The organism is Streptomyces sp. NPDC004111 (assembly GCF_042874215.1).
Taxonomy (GTDB): Bacteria; Actinomycetota; Actinomycetes; order Streptomycetales; family Streptomycetaceae; genus Streptomyces.
The window spans coordinates 893752-912673 of record NZ_JBIAMU010000001.1; the positions used below are offsets into that span (position 1 = coordinate 893752).

The 18922-nt window shown below is 74.0% G+C and carries 19 protein-coding genes; 8 read left to right on the forward strand and 11 right to left on the reverse strand.

The window, feature by feature from the left end; translation table 11 throughout:
• Window positions 1-21: 21 nt before the first annotated feature.
• Window positions 22-915: a LysR family transcriptional regulator gene (locus tag ACFYVL_RS04010; RefSeq protein WP_389241185.1), complete on the reverse strand. Its 894-nt coding sequence runs from the start codon at window positions 913-915 to the stop codon at window positions 22-24.
• Between the two features lie 91 nt (window positions 916-1006).
• Between ACFYVL_RS04010 and ACFYVL_RS04015 the strand changes: the two genes are divergently transcribed.
• Window positions 1007-2242: an MFS transporter gene (locus ACFYVL_RS04015; RefSeq protein ID WP_389241186.1), complete on the forward strand. Its 1236-nt coding sequence runs from the start codon at window positions 1007-1009 to the stop codon at window positions 2240-2242.
• A gap of 146 nt (window positions 2243-2388) precedes the next feature.
• On the opposite strand, the gene ACFYVL_RS04020 is transcribed toward ACFYVL_RS04015, so the two are convergent.
• The 3 genes from ACFYVL_RS04020 to ACFYVL_RS04030 form a co-directional block, all read right to left on the reverse strand.
• Complete coding sequence (locus tag ACFYVL_RS04020; RefSeq protein ID WP_389241187.1) at window positions 2389-2598, reverse strand: ferredoxin; 210 nt, start codon at window positions 2596-2598, stop codon at window positions 2389-2391.
• A 4-nt stretch (window positions 2599-2602) separates the two neighbouring features.
• Window positions 2603-3823, reverse strand: a complete 1221-nt coding sequence (locus ACFYVL_RS04025) for a cytochrome P450 (RefSeq protein ID WP_389241188.1) — start codon at window positions 3821-3823, stop codon at window positions 2603-2605.
• 246 nt (window positions 3824-4069) lie between these two features.
• The gene (locus ACFYVL_RS04030; protein WP_389241189.1) at window positions 4070-4954 is read right to left on the reverse strand and encodes an alpha/beta fold hydrolase; all 885 of its coding nucleotides are present in this window, start codon (window positions 4952-4954) and stop codon (window positions 4070-4072) included.
• Window positions 4955-5050: 96 nt separating this feature from the next.
• Between ACFYVL_RS04030 and ACFYVL_RS04035 the strand changes: the two genes are divergently transcribed.
• From ACFYVL_RS04035 to ACFYVL_RS04045, 3 genes are all read left to right on the forward strand, one after another.
• A complete protein-coding gene (locus tag ACFYVL_RS04035; protein ID WP_389241190.1) occupies window positions 5051-5650 on the forward strand; it encodes a helix-turn-helix domain-containing protein in 600 nt (199 codons plus the stop codon).
• Window positions 5651-5726: 76 nt separating this feature from the next.
• Window positions 5727-6149: a BlaI/MecI/CopY family transcriptional regulator gene (locus ACFYVL_RS04040; RefSeq protein WP_389241191.1), complete on the forward strand. Its 423-nt coding sequence runs from the start codon at window positions 5727-5729 to the stop codon at window positions 6147-6149.
• A gap of 4 nt (window positions 6150-6153) precedes the next feature.
• Complete coding sequence (locus tag ACFYVL_RS04045; protein WP_389241192.1) at window positions 6154-7122, forward strand: M48 family metalloprotease; 969 nt, start codon at window positions 6154-6156, stop codon at window positions 7120-7122.
• 142 nt (window positions 7123-7264) lie between these two features.
• Here the strand turns inward: ACFYVL_RS04045 and ACFYVL_RS04050 are convergent, their stop codons facing one another.
• Window positions 7265-8047 (reverse strand): LysR family substrate-binding domain-containing protein, encoded by a 783-nt coding sequence (locus ACFYVL_RS04050; RefSeq protein ID WP_389241193.1) that lies wholly within the window; start codon window positions 8045-8047, stop codon window positions 7265-7267.
• Window positions 8048-8246: 199 nt separating this feature from the next.
• Here ACFYVL_RS04050 and ACFYVL_RS04055 point away from each other — a divergent pair, with 199 nt between their 5' ends.
• Together ACFYVL_RS04055 and ACFYVL_RS04060 are read left to right on the forward strand one after the other, a co-directional pair.
• Window positions 8247-8648, forward strand: a complete 402-nt coding sequence (locus ACFYVL_RS04055) for a DUF5997 family protein (protein ID WP_389241194.1) — start codon at window positions 8247-8249, stop codon at window positions 8646-8648.
• Between the two features lie 178 nt (window positions 8649-8826).
• Window positions 8827-9765, forward strand: a complete 939-nt coding sequence (locus ACFYVL_RS04060; protein WP_389241195.1) for a MerR family transcriptional regulator — start codon at window positions 8827-8829, stop codon at window positions 9763-9765.
• A 36-nt stretch (window positions 9766-9801) separates the two neighbouring features.
• Here the strand turns inward: ACFYVL_RS04060 and ACFYVL_RS04065 are convergent, their stop codons facing one another.
• The 6 genes from ACFYVL_RS04065 to ACFYVL_RS04090 all read right to left on the reverse strand — a co-directional run bounded on the left by ACFYVL_RS04065 (window position 9802) and on the right by ACFYVL_RS04090 (window position 15138).
• Window positions 9802-10875 carry a S66 peptidase family protein gene (locus ACFYVL_RS04065; RefSeq protein ID WP_389241196.1) on the reverse strand — a complete coding sequence of 358 codons (1074 nt, stop codon included), beginning with the start codon at window positions 10873-10875 and terminating at the stop codon, window positions 9802-9804.
• A 115-nt stretch (window positions 10876-10990) separates the two neighbouring features.
• Complete coding sequence (locus ACFYVL_RS04070; protein WP_389241197.1) at window positions 10991-11209, reverse strand: hypothetical protein; 219 nt, start codon at window positions 11207-11209, stop codon at window positions 10991-10993.
• The gene (locus tag ACFYVL_RS04075; protein WP_389241198.1) at window positions 11209-12021 is read right to left on the reverse strand and encodes an amidohydrolase family protein; all 813 of its coding nucleotides are present in this window, start codon (window positions 12019-12021) and stop codon (window positions 11209-11211) included. Before ACFYVL_RS04075 ends, ACFYVL_RS04070 begins: the two co-directional genes overlap by 1 nt.
• Window positions 12022-12158: 137 nt before the next feature.
• Window positions 12159-13124: a type II CAAX prenyl endopeptidase Rce1 family protein gene (locus ACFYVL_RS04080; protein WP_389241199.1), complete on the reverse strand. Its 966-nt coding sequence runs from the start codon at window positions 13122-13124 to the stop codon at window positions 12159-12161.
• Window positions 13099-13785 carry a hypothetical protein gene (locus tag ACFYVL_RS04085; RefSeq protein ID WP_389241200.1) on the reverse strand — a complete coding sequence of 229 codons (687 nt, stop codon included), beginning with the start codon at window positions 13783-13785 and terminating at the stop codon, window positions 13099-13101. The genes ACFYVL_RS04080 and ACFYVL_RS04085 overlap by 26 nt, the downstream gene beginning before the upstream one ends.
• 39 nt (window positions 13786-13824) lie before the next feature.
• Window positions 13825-15138, reverse strand: a complete 1314-nt coding sequence (locus ACFYVL_RS04090) for a LuxR C-terminal-related transcriptional regulator (protein ID WP_389241201.1) — start codon at window positions 15136-15138, stop codon at window positions 13825-13827.
• Between the two features lie 186 nt (window positions 15139-15324).
• Between ACFYVL_RS04090 and ACFYVL_RS04095 the strand changes: the two genes are divergently transcribed.
• Window positions 15325-16236, forward strand: coding sequence for an NADP-dependent oxidoreductase (locus ACFYVL_RS04095; RefSeq protein ID WP_389241316.1), 912 nt, complete (start codon window positions 15325-15327; stop codon window positions 16234-16236).
• A gap of 203 nt (window positions 16237-16439) precedes the next feature.
• Window positions 16440-18857 carry a penicillin acylase family protein gene (locus ACFYVL_RS04100; protein WP_389241202.1) on the forward strand — a complete coding sequence of 806 codons (2418 nt, stop codon included), beginning with the start codon at window positions 16440-16442 and terminating at the stop codon, window positions 18855-18857.
• Window positions 18858-18922: the final 65 nt, after the last annotated feature.

Sequence of the window (18922 nt, forward strand, 5' to 3'; positions counted from 1 at the left end):
CCGGCACGGGCCGCCGCGCCCTCAGTCGTCCGTCTCCCCGAGCGCGTCCGCGAACGCCCGGATCGCCGGGGTCTCGTGGCTCCGGTGCCAGACCAGTCCGAGCCGCGACTCCGGCAGGCCGTCGACCGGTACGAAGGTGAGCGCGTGGTGCCGGTAGTACTCGGAGGAGGGCACGCACAGCAGCATCCCGCCCCGGCCCGCCTGCACCTGTGCCAGTCCCTCCTGAAGGGTGTTGACCGAGGGGCCCGGCGGGATGGGGAGGCCGCCGGGCGTGCCGGCCGGGGCCTGCGCGTGCCGCCAGTACTCCGGGGCGTAGGTGCGGGTGACGCCGACGAGCGGGCAGCCGGCCAGGTCCTCGGCGGTCAGCCGGGGCCGCCGGGCGAGCGGGTGGTGGGAGGGGAGCGCGAGCGTCTGGGGGCGGCGGGAGAAGATCCGGCCGACGACGAGTTCGGGCTCCTCGACCGGGAGGAGGACGGCCGCCGTGTCCACCTCGTGGCGGTGCAGCGCGCCGAAGGGGTCGGCGAACGGGATCTCCACGAGTTCGGTGGCGGTGTCCGGGTGGCGGTCGCGGAACAGTGCGAGGGCCCGCATGACGTGGTCGTTGGCCGTGCCCTGGAAGCCGATGCGCAGGGTTCCGCCGGTGCCCCTGGCCGTGGCGCGGGCCTCGTCCAGCGCCGTGAGCAGGGCGTCGTACGCGGGTCTGGCGGCCTCGTACAGCTGGCTGCCGACCGGGGTGAGGGCGGCCCGTCGGCTGGTGCGGTCGACGAGGCGGGCCCCGACCCGGCTTTCGAGCGCGCGGAGCAGTTGGCTGACGCGGCTCTGGGAGAGGTAGAGGCGTTGGGCGGTGCGGCCGAAGTGCAGTTCCTCGGCGAGCACGAGGAAGGCCTCCAGTTCGCGTGTTTCCAGGCCGGGCATGGCTGCCTCTCTTCTGATCGATGAGCTCCGCTCATAGAAGGTTGAGAGCTTCGCCGTTGTTCCGGAGGCCGGTGCCGGATTGGCTGGAGGCATGAAGGATCTTGAGCAGGCAGGCCCGCCCGTACGGCCAAAAGAGCGCCAACTGAGACCGGAGGAGCATCAACTCCCTTTGCTGAGAGGGTGGTTGGCGGTCGTCGCGCTTGCCGTGGGCACCTTCGCCGTGGTCACCTCCGAGATGCTGCCGGTCGGACTGCTGACGCCGATGGGCGGCTCGCTGCGGGTCTCGGACGGTGTCGCCGGAGTCACGCTGACCATCACCGGACTGGTCGCGGCTCTCTCCGCGCCGCTGCTGACCTCCCTCCTCGGCAGGTTCGACCGGCGTGCGGTGCTCTGCGCGCTGCTTGCCGTACTGGCGGCCGGAAACCTCGCCGCCGCCTGGGCGCCGGACTTCGCGGTCATGGTCGCGGCGCGCGTGCTGGTCGGCATCGGAATGGGCGGGGTGTGGGCCGTCGCGGCGGGCCTGGCGGTACGGCTGGTGCCCGCGCGGTCCGTGCCGGCCGCGACCTCCCTGGTCTTCAGCGGCATCGCCGTCGCCTCCGTCCTGGGCGTGCCCGCCGGTACGTACCTCGGGGAACTGGCGGGCTGGCGCACGGCGTTCGTCGCCGCGGCGGGGCTCTCCCTCGCCGTGCTCGTCGCGCTCGCGGTGCTCCTGCCCCGGCTGCCCGCACAGCGGGCGCTCGCGCTGGGCGGTGTGCTGCGGCTGGGCCGCCGGCCGCGGGTGCGGACCGGACTGCTCGTCGTCGCCTTCCTGGTCACCGGACACTTCGCCGCGTACACCTATGTCCGCCCGGTGCTCGAATCCGTGTCCGCCGCCGGGCCCGGCACCCTCGGTACGCTGCTGCTGGTGTACGGCGTCGCGGGCGTGGCCGGGAACTTCGCCGCCGGGGCCGGAGCCGCCCGGTCCCCGCGCCGTACGGTCCTGGTGATCGGCGCGGCGCTCGCGGCGACGGCCCTGCTGATCGTCCTGGTGCTGCCCGCCACGGGCGGGTCCCCGATCGTGGCCGGGGTGCTGATGGCGGTGTGGGGGCTGACGTACGGGGGTGTCTCGGTGAGTACGCAGAGCTGGCTGCTGGCCGCCGCGCCGGAGGCCGGGGAAGGGGCCTCGGCGCTGTTCGTCGGCGTGTTCAACGGGGCCATCGCCCTGGGCGCGCTGGCGGGAGGGCTGGTGGCGGACGGTGCCGGGGTCACGGCGGTGCTGTGGCTGGCCGCGGCCCTCGCCGGTGCCGCGCTGGTGGCCGCGGGCGCGGGGCGGGCGCCGGGGGACTGACGGGACGGCCGGGGCGTGATCACCCCGGCCGCCCCCGGCCACCCGACGAGCCCTCCCCGACGAGCCCCCCGACGAGCCCCCCGACTTGCCCCCCCGACGAGCCCTTCCCGACAAGCTCCCCTCGGGCCGTCTCCCCCCTCGCCCCCTCACCCCACGGAGATCGCCTCCGCCGGGCACATTCCCGCGGCCTCGCGGGCCGCTTCCAGCTCCGGGTCCGTGTGCGGCAGCCGGGTGCGGAGCAGCAGGACCAGGCCGTCCTCGATGTCCTGGTCGAACACGTCCGGTGCGGTCAGGGCGCACATTCCGGCCCCGATGCAGCGGTCCCTGTCGACCCGGACCTCGGTCTCGTTCGTCATCGGATCAGGCCTCGTCCCACGTGACCGGGAGGCTGTGCACCCCGTAGATGGATGCCCCCGTACGGAGCGGGACGTCGTCCGCCGGTGCGGCCAGCCGCAGCGACGGGAAGCGGGCGATCAGGGCGGGGATCGCCACCTGCATCTCGACGCGGGCCAGTTGCTGGCCCAGGCACTGGTGGATGCCGTGGCCGAAGCCGAGATGCCCGGTGGCCTTGCGGTCCAGGGTGAGTACGTCGGGGTCGGGGAAGCGGAGCGGGTCGCGGTTGGCCGCCTCGATGGACATGGTGACGGTCTCCCCGGCCCGGATGACCTTGCCGTCCAGCTCGACGTCCTCCAGGGCCGACTTCATGGTGGTGTGCGCGATGGTCAGATAGCGCATCAGCTCCTCCACGGCCTGCGGGGCGAGATCCGGGTCCGCCCGCAGGAGGGCGAGCTGGTCCGGGTTGTTCAGCAGGGCGAAGGTGCCGAGGGCGATCATGTTCGCGGTGGTTTCGAGACCGGCGCCGAGCAGGAAGGCGCCGAGGCCGGTGAGTTCGTCGTGGCTGAGGTCCGAGGCGGTGAGGTCGCCGAGCATGTCGTCGGTGGGGTTGGCCCGCTTCTCGGCGACCAGGTCGCTCATATAGGCCCCCAGGGCGGCCATCGCCGCGCCCGCCGCCTCCTGGTCGGTGCTCTGGGTGATCATGATGTTGGCCCACCGCTGGAACTTGTCGCGGTCCGCGCTCGGGACGCCCAGCAGCTCGCAGATCATCAGCGCGGGGATGGGCTGGGCGAACGCCTCCACCAGGTCGACCGGGCCGCCCCCGCGCTCCATCGCGTCCAGGTAATCGGTGGTGATCTCCTCGGCCCGGGTGGTCAGTTCGCGCATCCGGCGCACCGTGAACCGGCTGATCAGCAGCTTGCGGAAGCGGGTGTGCTCGGGGGCGTCGATACCGGTCATGTCGCCGACCGGCGCGGGCGGGATCGGGCCGAGGTCGGCGAACGGGTAGTGCATCTTCTCGTAGCGCGAACTGAACCGGGGGTCGGCGAATATCGAGCGCACCGTGGCGTACCCGGTGGCCAGCCAGCCCAGGTGCCCGTCCGGGTAGCGCATCTGCACCAGCGGGTCCTGCTCGCGCAGCTCGCCCAGCCCCGCGGTGGGGTCGAAGGGGCAGCCGGCGTCGCGTCCCGTGGGCAGGCCCGCCGGCTCGCCGGATCCGGCGGGGCAGGTCGTCGGTTCGTTCTCCATGGATCCTCCAGAGCAAGGGACGTGTGAGGAAAGCGCGTTGAGGCACGACGCCGCACGGAACGGGCCCGCTCGGCGCGGCCTCGCCTGCGGTGCCAGTCTGGCACCACCTTGGCGCCATCGCAAGGACTGCTGGCGTCCTTTGGCGTCAATGTGGCTCCGACTGGCACCGCTTGGCACCGGATCTGCTGGCCCTCTCCTGTGGTCGCTGTGGTCCCCTTCCCGTGGTCGCAGTGGTCCCCGCGAGGCTCAGAGCTTGGTGTGCAGGGTGCGGATCGTGTCGAGCACCTCCTCCGGGTGCTCGATGTGCAGGTACTGGTGGGAGGCGTCCGGCAGTTCGCGGTGCTCGCCCCCGGGGGTGGTCAGGGACGCGTGAAGACCCCGGATTCCGGCGCGCACCCGCCGCTGCGCCTCCTCGGTCATGAACCGGGCCCAGTACGGATTGCTCCCCGCCGCCGAGATCACCGACACCGGCACCTGCGGCAGTGCGCCGCCCCGCCGCAGCTCCTCGTACACCTCCGTCTCGAAGTTCCGCACCTCCTCGACGGCGGTGCGCCAGGAGGCGAGGTTGTGCTCGATCAGCGGGCCGCTCACCTCCCCGGGCCACCCCGCGTACAACTGCGCCCACTGCCCGCGCGCGGCGCTCTCCTGTTCCTCCGTCAGGTCCGGCAGCGGCTCCGTGCCCGGCTTCATCTCCTCGGCCAGGGAGGCGAGTTCACCGGGTACGTGCGCGAGCATGTCCTCGTGTCCGGGGTCGAGCAGCACCAGCCCCGCCACCTCGGCCGGGAAGAGCTGTGCGAACCGGCGGGCGTAGAACGCGCCCAGGGAGTGCCCCACCAGCAAGTACGGGCCCGGAACCCCGGCCGCGCCCAGCAGTGCCCGCAGCTCCTCGGCGACCTCGGCCGGCCTCCGGGGCAGCTCCACCGCGTCGCTCCAGCCGGTGCCCGCCCGGTCGTACAACACGCTCGTGGTGAACCCGGCCGCCCCCGCCTGCACGTTGAGGAAGTCCAGCCCGACGAGCCCCGCCCCCGGCAGCAGTACGACGGGCGGCCCGCCGGTGCCCGAGCGGTGCAGCATCAGCCGTCGGCCCCCGGCCTCGTACATCCGCCCCAGTGGCGGCAGTTGACCCCGCACGGCACCCTCCCCGTTTCTCCCGGTCCGCCCGTGGGCGTCGCCGGATTCGATTGTTCCCAACTTTGGGAAAGGTATCAGGCGTGGGATCATTGGCCCATGGAAATGGCCGATCTGCTCCTGCATCCCGTGCGGCTGCGCGTCGTCCACGCGCTGTCCGGCGGCAACCTCATGACGACCGCCGAAATCTGCGCCCGGATGCCCGACGTGTCCAAGACCAGCGCCTACCGCCACATCGGCCTGCTCGCCGACGCGGGAGTCCTGGGCGTGGAGAGCGAACGCCGGGTGCGCGGAGCGGTGGAGCGGACCTACCGGCTGTGCCGGGAGCGGGCGGTGCTCGCCACGGACCCGGAACGGACTGCCGAGGACAGCACCGAGGAGTACCGCCGGGGCTTCGCCGCCGCCACGGCAGTCCTGCTCGCCGAGTTCGGTACCTACCTCGACCGGGCGGACGCGGACCCGGTCGCCGACCTGGTGGGCTTCCGGCAGCACGCGCTCTGGCTCAGCCGCGACGAACTCGACTCCCTGATCGGCGACCTGCGCGCCGCCATCGCCCCGCGCACGCGGCACGGACCGGCCCCGGGCCGCACCCAGCACCTGCTGAGCCCCGTCCTCTTCCCGATGGCCGGGGCACCGGCCGTGCGCGACGCGCCGGGCACACCCGGGGACCTGCCGGTTCAGGGGCGGGCAGAGGGCTGAGTACGATGCCCCGATGCCCGCGTGGAGACCGCGCGGGCCAAGGACAAGAGGTGCACCGCAGAGGGGGACGCCGGGCATGACCGACGGCACGAGTGGTACGGAGGGTCCGCGTCCGCGCGACCGCAGGCGCGGCCAGGGCGAGCTGGAGGCACAGGTGCTGGCCGCACTCGGCGCGGCCGAAGGACCGGTGACCGCCGCACGGGTGCAGGAACAGCTCGGCGGCGACCTCGCCTACACCACTGTCATCACGATTCTCACGAGGTTGTACGAGAAGGGGGCGGTGACGCGGACGCGTGCCGGGCGGTCCTTCGAGTGGACGCCGGTGGCGGACGGGGCGGGGCTGGTGGCGTTGCGGATGCGCAAGCTGCTGGACCGGGAGGACGACCGGGACGCGGTGCTCTCCAGTTTCGTCTCGGCGTTGTCGCCGGACGACGAGCGGCTGCTGCGCACGCTGCTGGGTGAGGGTTCGGCGGACGGGTCCGAAGGGCCGGAGAGCTGAGCCGATGGGCGTTTTCGTCTTCCTGCCGTTGATCCTGCCGCTGACCGCTCTGCCCATCGCGCGGCTCGCCGAGCAGCATCTGCATCCGCGTACCGCGGCGCGTCTGCTGACGGCCGTGGCGGTGATCCTGGCCGTGTGCAGCACCGTGTGCCTGTGCCTCCTGGTGGTCGTGGGCACCGCGCAGCTGCCCGGCAACCCGCTGCCCGACAGCTGGTCCGACCCCGAGGTGCGCGCGGCGGTGCCCGGCGACGAGATCGCCGGAAAGCTCTCCATCGTCGCGCTGGCCGGGGTCGTGACGGCGTGGGCGGTCGCCCTGTTCCGCGACCGCCGCTACCGCACCCGGGCGCACCGCGCGCTGGCCGGTCTGGGGACGTCCTCGGAGGTCGCCGTGCTCGGCGACGACAGCCCGTACGCGTACGCCCTGCCCGGCTCGTCCGCCCGGGGCGCCTCCCGCACCGGGCGCATCCTGGTCTCCACCGGCATGCTCGCCGCCCTCACCGACACCGAACGCCACGCCCTCCTCGCCCACGAACGCGCCCACCTCCACGGCCACCACCACCGGCTGCTGCTCCTCGTACGGCTGGCGGCCTGCGCGAACCCGCTGCTGCGGCCGTTGCGCGGGGTCGTCGGCTACTGTACCGAGCGGTGGGCCGACGAGGAGGCCGCCCGCGCCACCGGCGACCGGCGCACGACGGCCCGCGCGGTCGGCAAGGCTGCACTGGTGGCGTCCCGGGGCGTGGCCGGCGGCCGGGTCTTCTCCGGTCTGGCCGCCTTCGCGGAGGCGGGTCCGGTGCCGCGCCGGGTGGCTGCCCTGCTGGGACCGGTGCCGCCGGCGCACGGCTGGCCGTCGGCCCTCACCCGGGCGGGCGTCGCCGCCCTGGTGGCCGCGGCGGGCACGGCCGCGTCCACCCTCTCGGCGCTCAACGCGACCGTGGGTCTCTTCCTGGTACTGCGCGGAGTCGGCCTGGGCTGACCGGAGGGGCGGGGCGATGCGCCGCGGAAGCGGGCGATGCCGTGCGGGGCGGCATCGGAACGGGGCGGGGCCCCGACGTTCCCCGGGCCCCGGCCCCCCGGCCCAGCGGCCTCGACCAGGCTTCCCCGGCCCGCCCCGCGAATCAGCGGCCCTGCCTGCCCCGGCGGTTGGCGCCCTTGGCGCCGCCCTTGGTGCTGTTCCTGGCCACGGCCTTGCCGCCCTTGGCGCCGCCGCCCGCACCGCGCGAGCCCCGGCCGGACCTGTTCGCCGTGGACTTCCCCTTCTCCGGCGAGCCGCCGCCCTTGCCCTTGCGCGGGGCCTTCTGCTGGGCGGCCGGCAGCGAGGGGCCCCGGGTGCTGTTCACCGTACGGCCCCGGACGATCCCGATGAAGTGCTCCACCAGCTCCGGCGGCTCACCGTCCTCGCTCCGCGCCCACGCCAGCGCGACCCGCGACTCCGGGACCGGCACCTCGTCGGTGCCCGTCAGCGGCCGGTACGTGAGGTCCTTGCGGTGGTGCAGCCGGGCCAGCGACTGCGGTACGACCAACAGCCCCACTCCCGCCGCCACCAGCTCGATCGCGTCGGCGGTGGTGGCCGGGCGCTCCTTGGCGGCCACGCCGGGCGGGTGCTCCCAGTCCAGGGTGTCGTCCAGCGGATGCAGGACCAGCTCCTCGGCCAGCTCCGCCACCGGTACCTCCTCCACGGCCGTGATCGCGTGGTCCTTGGGGATCACGACGACGGTGGTCTCCGTGTAGAGGGGGATCGCGCTGAGCTGCGTACGGTCCACCGGCAGCCGGACGAAACCGGCGTCCGCGCCGCCGTCGCGCAGCAGCCCGGACGCCTCCGCGGGGCTCGCCGCGACGAGGGCCAGCGGTACGTCGGGCAGCCGCTCGTGCCAGATCCGCACCCACTTCGCGGGCGTCACGCCCGGGACGTACGCGAGCCGGAACGCGGGCGTCGCAGGAGCCGCCGGGGCCACTTGCGGTGCCGCGTCCGACGCCGGGGACGATGATGTCGAAGAGGGTGCTTCCGAGCCTGTCACGTGGCCAGATTACCGGCCGGGGGCACGGCCGCCGCCCGGCGGTGTGGTCAGCGGTCGCGCGCACGCTCGATACCCTGGAGCCATGACGTCGCACCAGAGCACCCAGACCATGAAGCCCGCCACCGCGGCGAAGAAGCTGGGTGTGTACCTCGAAGCCACCCCCGCAGAGTTCCAGGAGGGTGTCGTTTCGCGCGCCGAGCTGACCGCACTCCAGGCCGATCCGCCCCAGTGGCTCCAGGACCTGCGTACCCACGGTCCGCACCCCCGCCCGGTCGTCGCGAACAAGCTCGGCGTCTCCATCTCCGGCCTCGCCCGCGGCGGCGTGACCGAGGCGCTCACCACCGAGCAGATCGACGCGCTCAAGGACGAGAACCCGGAGTGGCTCCAGAAGGAGCGCGCCACCCAGTCCGAGGTGCGCAAGGAGACGGTGCGCATCAAGGAGAAGAACGCGGAGAAGGCGGCGAAGGACGGCGGAAACCGCTGAGCCGGTCCCACCACGGGCCCGCCGCCCCCCGACCCCGAGAAGGCGCTGCCGGACACTCCGGCAGCGCCTTCTCGCTGTCCGGCGGCGTACGCGCCCCTCTCCTCTCCGTCCGGGAAGCCGGTGACTTCCGCTGCCCGGTGCTTGTGTCTCCCCCATGGGGAGACGCCAGGCTGTGCACATGAACGGCGACACGCTCTACGCGATCGGTGACCTGGCCCGGCGGACCGGGCTGACGGTCAAGGCCATCCGGTTCTACTCCGATTCCGGCATCGTGCCGCCGACCGAACGGAGCCCGGCCGGCTACCGGCTGTACGACATCGACGCGCTCACCAGGCTCGACCTCGTGCGCACCCTGCGCGAACTCGGTCTCGACCTCGCGGCGGTCCGCAAGGTCCTGGACCACGAGGTCTCCGTACCGGAGATGGCGGCGGCCCACGCCGACGCCCTGGAAGTGCAGATACGCACGTTGCGACTGAGGCAGTCGGTGCTGCGTGCGGTGGCCAGGCGGGGCGCCACGACGAAGGAGCTGGATCTCATGCACAGACTCGCCAAACTCTCCGACGAGGAACGCCAGCGGCTGGTGACCGACTTCCTCGACGACGTCTTCGGCGGCCTCGACGCCAACCCGGAGTTCGTCGCCATGATGCGCTCCGCGATGCCCCGGCTGCCCGACGACGCGACGCCCGAGCAGGTGGAGGCGTGGGTCGAACTCGCCGAGCTGTGCCAGGACACGGACTTCCGCGCCGCGGTGCGCCGGATGGTGGAGCGGCAGGCCGCAGAGCGCTCCGAGGGCGACACCACCGGCCTGCACCACGACCTCACCGAGACGGTCCGGGAGCGGGTCGGCGCGGCGCTCGCCGCCGGAATCGACCCCGAGTCGCCCGGCGCGGCACCCGTCCTGGACAGGCTGAGCGCCCGCTACGCCGAGACCTTCGCCCGCCCCGACGACGCCGCCCTGCGGATCTGGATGGCGGACCGGATCCAGGTCGGCATGGACCCCCGGGCGGAGCGCTACTGGCACCTGCTCGCGCGGATCAACGGCTGGCCGGTGCCGCCGGACCTGGCGCCCGTCTTCACCTGGCTCCTCACCGGCCTGCGCAGCCGCATCCAGGCCTGACCTGCCCGAGGGCCCCGACCGGCCTGTGCTGCCGTATCAGTAGGTGACCGTGATCCGCCGCTCCACGCCGTCCACCCGTACCTCGCCGCCGTACGGGATCACCACCTGCGGGTCGGTGTGGCCGAAGTCCACGTCGAACACGGCGAGGGTGCCGGGGGCGTACGCGGCGAGGGCGCGCAGGACCGCCTCGCGCTGTCCGGCCGCGTAGGCCAGGCTCTCCTGGGGGGAGTTGCGGCGGTCGAGGGACCAGGTCTTGGGGCGGGCCATCAGCAGGGCGGGGAACCGGGCGAGCATCCCGCGTTCGCCCATGCCGCGCAGGATGCGGAACACGGTCTCCGCCGAGGGCAGTTCCTCGGAGGTTTCGAGGAAGAGGACGTCCCCCTCGTACGCCGCCGGGTCCCGTTCGATCTCGCGGTCGGCCATCAGCAGCCCGGAGAGGATCTCCAGGTTGCCGCCCCAGGCCCGCCCCTCCACCACCTTCCGCGGACCGTGCCAGGTCCAGCCCGCGCCGGGGCGGGTCTCCGGCTCGGCGGTGAAGGTTGCGGGGTCGGCCCAGTCCCGGTCGGTGTCGCGGAAGCGGCCGGCCGGGCGCAGCTCGTACGGGCCGGAGGTGAACAGGGCCGCGCGCAGCGACTCGGCGGTCAGCGGGTCCAGGGCGCCGGGACGGCCCAGTTCGACCATCACACAGGCGCCGTGGTAGCTCACCATGCCCAGGTTGCGCAGCGCCAGGAGGAGGTTGGTGTTGTCGCTGTAGCCGAAGAAGGGCTTGGGGTTCGCGCGGAGCAACTCCCGGTCCAGGAAGGGCAGTACGGTGATCTGGTCGTCCCCGCCGATGGTCGCCATCACCGCCTTGACCGTCGGGTCGGCGAACGCCGCGTGCAGGTCGGCGGCGCGCTCCTGCGGCGTGGCGCCCATCTTCCGCGTCGTCGGGTACTCGACCGGCTCCAGGCCGAACTCCGTGCGCAGCCGCTCCAGCCCGAGGTCGTGCGGCATCGGGAGGATCCCGGCGAGCCCCGAGGCGGGCGAGAGGACCGCGATGCGGTCACCGGGGGCGGGCTTCGGCGGATGGGCCGGCACCGGACGGGTGGACGGTTCGGAGTGCGTCGTCATGCGCTGAGGATAGGACGGCGGTGGGAGGCGGGCGAGGGAGTTTCCGCGCAGGTGGGAGCGGGTGTACGGGGGATGGGTGCGGGAGCTCGCGGCCCGGTGCGGGGGAGGGGCCGGGTCAGTCCCGGTCGGCCCGGTAGGGGCCGCCCCGGAAGTACGTGCTGCCGAGGCGCCGGGTCCGTTCCCCGGGTGCGTACGCCGCGTCGGAGCGGTCCGCCGGGGCCGAGCGTCCGGCCAGTGCCCGCGGAGCCGCCGGACCGGCGAGTACGTCCGCGCGGTGCTCCGCCCGCGTCAGCCAGGCACCGGACTCGCGGTGCCGGTCGGGGGCGTTGTGCATCAGAGGTCGAAGACCCGCCGCGCGTTGCCGGAAAGGAACAACTCCCGCGCCTCATCGTCCAGTTGGAGTTCGTCGAGGTGTTCCAGTGCGTGGGCCGGTGTGATCATGGGGTAGTTGCTGCCGAACAGCACCTTCCGGCGGCCCCGGCCGCGCAGGTACTCGGCCAGCTCGCGCGGGTAGCGCTCGACCGTGTACGCGCTCGTGTCGATGTACACGTTGACGTGCTTGTCGGCCACCGCGATCATCTCGGTCGTCCACGGGTAGCCGATGTGCCCGCACACGATGGTCAGCTCGGGGAAGTCCAGGGCGATCTGGTCGATGTACGGGATCGGCCGGCCCGTCTCCGAGGGCCGCAGCGGCCCGGTGTGGCCGACCTGGGTGCAGAACGGGATGCCGAGGTCGACGCAGGCGGCGTACAGCGGGTAGTACAGCCGGTCGGTGGGCGGCAGCTGCCACAGCCACGGCACCAGGCGCAGCGCGACGAACCCGAGGTCGTCCACGGCGCGCCGCAGCTCGCGCACCGCCCGCACCGGCCGGGTCAGATCGACGCCCGCGACCCCGCGCAGCCGCCCGTTCGACCCGGCGACGAACCCGGCCACCTCGTCATTGCTGATCAGCGGCCCCTGGGGGCCGTACCAGGCGGAGGACAGCGCGATCTCGACACCGGCCGCGTCCATCGCCTCGACGGTCGCCCGCACCGGCAGCGGCTCCTCCAGCAGCCCCAGCCCGGTCCACCGGCGCAGCGACTCCAGCATCTCGTGGTTCTGGTGACGGACCGTGGGGTGCTGCATCCACGCATCGATGACCGGCACGTACTGCTCCTGTTCCTCCGGGACGCTTCTCCCTGCGGCAACCGCCTCCGCGGCGGCCTCCGGTGCGGCGAGCCCGCCCGCGCCGGTCTCTGCCGCGCACGCCTCCCGCCCGGCGGCCCGGCTGCCTGAGCGAACGCTTACCCGGACCCTAGTGGGCCGCTGCCGCCCGGGGCCACCCCCGGCCCGCCCCGGTGTGCGGCCGGGCGCAGGCGGCCCGTCAGCGCCAGGAAGGCGACGAAGGCGGCCAGTACGACCCAGCCGGGCCACCCGTTGAGCGCCATGTGCAGCGGGTCCAGCTCCGCGCCGGGTCCGGCGAACCGCCCGACCATGCCCACGCTCACCGAACTGGTGAAGGCATGAGCGACGACGGCCGGCACCACGGAGTCCGAGCGCAGCCGCAGCCAGGTGAACACCGGCAGGACCAGCACGCAGCTCACCACCATCGCGGGCACCGAGACGTACCAGGGGCGCCCCGGGTACTGACCGCCCATCAGCAGGGTGGGCAGGTGCCACAGGGCGAAGGCCGTACCGGTGAGCAGGTACGCCCGCACCAGGCTCGCGGTGCCGGCGCCCCCGACGAGCCGGGGGAAGAGGTAGCCCTGCCAGCCGAGTTCCTCGCCGAAGAACAGCGGCAGCGACAGCACCATGCCCAGGACCGCGGACAGGGCCCAGCCGCCCAGCCCGTCCGGGGCGAAGCCGCCGAAGGGGTAACTGCCGGCGAGCGTGCCCACGGCGAGGGCCGCCGTCGTCAGCCCGGCGGGCACCGCGACGGCCGCCAGGCACGCCCGCACCCCGCGCCCCCACGGTCTCGGCAGGCGCAGGGCGAGCGCGTCCCGCACCCGCACCCCGGGGTCGCGCTCGACGTACCGCACCACGAACAGCGCGGCCAGCGCCGGGGCGAGCATCGCGACCCCGATGCACACCTCCTCCAGCAGCCCCGTGCCCTCGCGCGCGTCACCGCGCCGGAAGCCGGCGAGCAGGAGCGGCGCCATGGCCACCCACATGCCCAGCCAGGCGAGAGCGCAGTAGACGAGAAGGCCGCGGCGTCGGCGCCGGGCGGGTGAACCGTACGACAGATCAGGGGACTTGTCGGTGATCGGCATGTCCGTACGCTACGAAGCGGCGCGCCGCCGGGGAAGCGGCCTGGGTGCACCCCGGACCGGGGCGTAGGTACACCCCCGCCGCCTGTCGCGCGGCGGCGTCCGGCCGCCGGTGCCTGTCGCGGACCAGCGCGTCGAGGTCCGCCGCCGAGTGCGGGGCGAGCCGGTAGATGCCCTGGACGCTGTGCGGGCGGGTGAGGCGGCCCTCCGCGAGGAACTTCACGCCGCGGTCGCCGCGCCGGTCGGAGGTGTAGGTGAGACGTTCCAGCACGGTGCGCGGGACGGGGTTGTCGAAGGTGAGCGGCGCGCCCGGCGGGCCGAGGAGGACCTCGGTGACGCTGTTGGTCTTCAGGGAGCGCCAGAACAGCAGCTTGGCGTAGTCCTCGTCGGCCAGCACGCTTCCGGCGTCCTCGTACGGGACGATCCGGGCGACCTCCATCGTGCCGAGCACATGCAGTTCGGCGCGGTGCACGCGCACCGGGTGGATGCGGTCGCCGGGCCGCACACCCGCCCGCACGAATCCGGGCATCGACGTGTACGGGCCGCCGAACAGGATGGTCGGGCGCAGGCCGCCGTAGCCCTCGCGGGCCAGTTCGCGGCAGAGGCCGTTGGTCCAGAAGGCGGTGTACGAGCGCGGCGGGCGAGGCTGGGGCTGCGGTGGCATGGGGCCGACCGTAGAGCGGAGCACTGACAGCCGGCCGCCTCAGGCCACCACGTGCAGCGTGTGCGCCAGCGCCGCCGCCTCCCCGCGGGTCCCCACGCTCAGCTTGCTCAGGATGTTCGTGACGTGGAACTTCACCGTCGACTCGCTGATGTGCAGGCTCTCGGCGATGGCCCGGTTGCGGTGCCCCCTGGCCAGGGCGGCCAGCACCTCCAGCTCCCGCGCGCCGAGCACCGCGAGCGGGTCGGTGGCCGTCACCTCCGGGGCGCCCAGCGGGAGCACCGCCGTCACCGTGGTGCCCCAGCCGGGCACCGCGTCCACCGCGAGCCGCCCGCCGAGCGCCGCCAGCCGCTCCTCGACCCTGCGCACCGCGAACGCCTCGCGGGCGACGTGGCCGGGCCCGTCGTCCCGTACCGTCGCGCGCAGTTCGGCCGCCGCCGGGTCCACCTGCCAGCCGACCTGCACCCGGTGCACCGGCTCCTGCTCCAGCACGGTGAGCAGTACCGCGCGCACCACCGCCCGCGCCGTCCGGGTCACATCGGCGGGCAGGGGCCGGTCGTCGGCGGGCGGGGCCAGTTCGAGGCGGGCCGGGCCGTGCCGCAGCAGCGGGCGCAGCGAGTCGGCGAGCCGGTCGAAGGCGCGGCGGGCGGGCTCCTCGGAGAGTTCCTGGTCCCGTTCGGCGACCGCCCGCAGCTCCACCAGGGAGTCCACGGCCAGAGTCGTGGCACGCGCGCGTGCCGACGCGTCGTCCAGGGTGCGGCTGCGCAGCACGCCGAGCAGCCCGGTCAGCGCGGTCGCCTGGGTGTCGCTCAACTCGGCGATGGCGCGCGCCCGTTCGCCCGCGACCGCCCGCGACTGCGAGATCATCCCGGGCGGCGACTCGATGGCCACCCGGTCCAGGTGGGCCGTCACCAGGTCCCACAGCGCCTGTACGAAGGCGGTGGTCCCGGCGTCCAGGTGCGGCGCGTGCGGTGGGCGCACCAGGACGAACAGGGTGGGCCGGGGTCCGGAGGCGATGCTGCTGACGGCGAGCACCGGGTGCTCGGCGCCCGCCAGCAGGGCCCGCCCCTGCCAGGGGTGTCCGACCGGGACTGTGGCGGCGACGGCGTCGAGTTCGGCGGCGGTGACCGGGGCGGTCAGCGCCTCCTCGCCGTACGCGGTGACGGGCGAGTGCGCGCAGTGCGTGGCGAGCCCGGAGACCGCCCGGTGCGGCACGAGGTCGCGCAGCGCCTCGGACATGCGCTGCTGGAGCTCGGGGAGCGGACCGGTGAGGATCCGCGCGGACACGGCGAGCGCCGCCCCGGCGGAGCGGACGGCGGACGGGTCGGCGGGCGCGAAGCGGCGGGTCTCCTGCATGCCGCCAGCGTACGTACGCGGGGGAGGGGACGGGCCGTCCCTTCGGACAGGGCGAACTGTCCGAAGGGACGGCCCGGTCGGCGCCGAGCCCCGGGAAGGCTGGGGAGCACCCGCCGCCGAGTGGCGGGAGGGGCCGGAGCGCGACGCCCGGCCGCACGACGAGGAGCGGGACGAAGGGGAATGACGATGCGAGCGATCGTGGTCGAGGAGTTCGGCGGCATCGAGGTGCTGAAGGAGGTCACGGTTCCCGACGTGCACGCCGGGCCGGGGCAGGTGCGGCTGCGGGTGGCGGCGATCGGGGTGAACCCGGTCGACAGCAAGCTCCGGGCCGGTCTGATGCAGCAGGTCATGCCGGTCGAACTGCCCTTCGTGCCGGGGCTGGACGTGGCGGGCGTCGTCGACGAGGTCGGCGCGGGCGTCACCGGGTTCGCGGTCGGCGACGAGGTGTTCGGCTGGGCGTCCAGCGGCGCGTACGCCGAGTACGCGGTGGCCTCCGAGGTGGTGCGGAAGCCTGCCGGGCTCAGCTGGGAGCAGGCCGTCGCGCTGCCCGTCGCGGGCGAGACCGCGCACCGGGTGCTGACCGAACTGGGCGTGACCGAGGGCGAGACGCTGCTGGTCAACGGGGCCGCGGGGGCGGTCGGTTCGTTCGCCGTGCAGTTGGCGGTGGCGCGCGGGGTGCGGGTCGTCGGCACCGCTTCGGCCGCCAACCACGCCCATCTGCGCGAGTTGGGCGCGCTCGCGGTGACGTACGGCGAGGGGCTCGTGCGGCGGGTCCGCGAGGTGGCCCCCCAGGGCGTGGACGCGGTCTTCGACGTGGCGGGCCGAGGCGCGCTGCCCGACTCGATCGCGCTGCGCGGAGGCACCACCGACCGCATCGTCACCGTCGGCGACTTCGTCGCTGCGGCCGAGCACAAGGTTGCCTTCTCGGCCAGGTCCTCCACGGACCCGCTGCCGGTCTTCGCCGAGCACGCGCGCCTGGTGGCCGGGGGAACGCTGCGGGTACGGGTGGCGGAGGTGCTGCCGCTGGCACGGGCGGCCAAGGCCCACGAGATCAGCGACGGGGGACACGCGAAGGGCAAGCTGGTACTGGTGCCCTGAGCGAACGGGGCCGGGGAGGGGCGACGCACCGGAGCGGGCCGGTGCCGGGTGTGGCGTTTTGCGGGGTGCGGCGCTCTGCGGGGTGCGGCGCTCTGCGGGGTGCCGGATGCGACCACGGGATGACGCCCCTGGTCTGATGCCCGCGCGAAATGTCAGGCGACTGCCCGATGCGGACCCGGGCCCGCTTCGGGAGGGTGGCGGACATGACCCGACCCAAAGAAGTGACGAAACGTCAAACACGTTCCCTGTCCGGCAGATTGGCGGTCCTGGTGGCCGCGCTCTGCGTCACATCGGCCACCGTGGCCCTGCTCCCCGCACCCGCGTCCGTCGCGGCGGGAACGGGCGGCGCCACGGCGGCCGGGTCCCTCGGCGAAGCCGGCCTGAGCGCCCGGATCAGCCGGACGGAGTACGGCGTCCCCCATGTCGAGGCCCGGGACTTCGGCGGCCTCGGCTACGGCTACGGTTTCGCGTTCGCCCAGGACAACGCCTGCGAACTCGCCGACCGGGTCGTGACCACCCGGGGCGAGCGCTCCCGGTTCTTCGGCCCCGGGGAGAAGTCCGCCGACGGCACCCGGAACCTGGACAGCGACACGTACTACCAGGGCCGGCGGCAGGCGGGCACCGTACGGCGGCTCCTCGACAGCGGGGCGCCGCTCGGTCCGACGGCGGAACTGCGCCGGATGGTCGAGGGGTACGCCGCCGGGTACAACCGCTATCTGCGCGACACCGGCACGGACCGGCTCCCCGACCCCCGCTGCAAGGGCAAACCCTGGGCGCGGCCGATCACCGCACTCGACCTGTGGAACCTCGTGTACGACGTCAACGGCGCGACCGGAACCATCCCGCTCGCCCCGGACATCGGCAGCGCGAAACCCCCGACGGCCGCGGGCGGCAGCACCGCCGCGGCACCCCGCACCCCCGCCCGCCCGAGTGCCGTGGCAGCCGAATTCGGCAGCAACGGCTGGGCGCTCGGCCGTGACGCCACCCGGAGCGGCAACGCCATGGTCCTCGGCAACCCGCACCTGCCCTGGGTCGGCGGCCTCTTCCGCTTCTACCAGGTGCACCTGACGATCCCCGGCACCCTCGACGTCTCCGGCGGCAGCCTCTACGGCACACCCCTGGTCGCCATCGGCCACAACCGCACCCTCGCCTGGACGCACACCGCCAGCGACGCCCAGCACGGCACCTTCTACGCGCTGAAGCTCGCCCCCGGCGACCCGACGAGCTACGTCGTGGACGGCCGCACCGAGCCGATGAAGCGCAGCACGGTCAAGGTCACCGTCCTCGGCGCGGACGGCAAGCTGTCGACCGTCGAACGCACCCTGTACACCTCGCGCCACGGCCCCGTCATGGCCTTCGGCTGGACGGCCACCACCGCGTACGCCTTCCGCGACGCCAACGCCGAGAACCTCCGCTCCATGAACGGCTGGCTGGCCATGGCCAAGGCCCGCGACCTCGCGGGACTGCGCACCGCCCAGCAGACGTACCAGGGCAACCCCTGGACGTACACCCTCGCCGCCGACACCAGCGGCTCCACCTCCTTCACCGACTCCTCCCTCGTCGCCAACCTCAGCGACGAACAGCTCAAGAAGTGCGCCCTGCCGGGCACCGAGGACGGGCCCAACGCACTGGACGGCTCCACGGCGGGCTGCGACTGGCGCACCGACCCGGACGCACTCGTGCCGGGCGTCGTCGGCCCGGCCCGCCAGCCGAGGCTGGAGCGCACCGACTACGTCGCGAACTCCAACAACGGCCCGATGTACACCAACCCGGCGGCGCCCGTCACCGGCATCCCCGGCACGTACGACACCGAGGCGCGGCTCGGCCAGCGGGCCCAGCTCGGGCTCCGCATGATCGCCGAGCGGCGCGCGGGCACCGACGGACTCGGCGCCCCCGGCTTCACCGGGCGGACCCTGCGCGAGTCGATGCTCGGCAACCGGGTGCTCTCCGCCGAGACGGGCCGCGACGACGTGGTCGGCGCCTGCCGCGCCCATCCGCGCCCGACCGCCACCGACGGCACACCGGTGGACGTCACCCGGGCCTGCGACACCCTCGCCCGCTGGGACACCCGGGCCGACATCCGCAGCCGGGGAGCCGCCCTCTGGTCCGCCTTCTACGACCAGCTGAGGAACGCGGGGCGGCCCTACGACTGGGACCGCGTCCCCTACGACCCGGCCCACCCCCTCACCACCCCGCGCGGCATCAACGGCGCGGACGCCCGGGTGCCGCGCGCCCTCGCCGACGCCGTGCAGGACTTCGCCGCCCGCGGCATCCCCGTCGACGCCGGAACGGGCGTCACCCAGAAGTGGGCCGGAGTGCCGCTGCCCGGCTGCACCGGAAACAAGGGCTGCTTCAACGTCGTCGAGGCGAGCCCCGGTTCGGGCGCGGGCAACCCGCCGGGCGGCGCGTTCGGCAGCACGTTCCTGATGGCCACCGAACTCACCGCCGACGGCCCCCGCACCCACACGCTGCTCACCTACGGCCAGTCCTCGAACCCCGCCTCGCCCCACTACTCCGACCAGACCCGCCTCTTCTCCCGCAAGCAGTGGGTCGCCGAGCGCTTCACCCGGGCGGAGATCGCCGCCGCCCCGTCCCTGCGGGTGACGGAGCTGCGCGGCTGACCGGGACGGCCGCCCAGGAGAGGTGACGCAGGTCACACTCGGGCATGTCACGTCCGCGGCGGCCG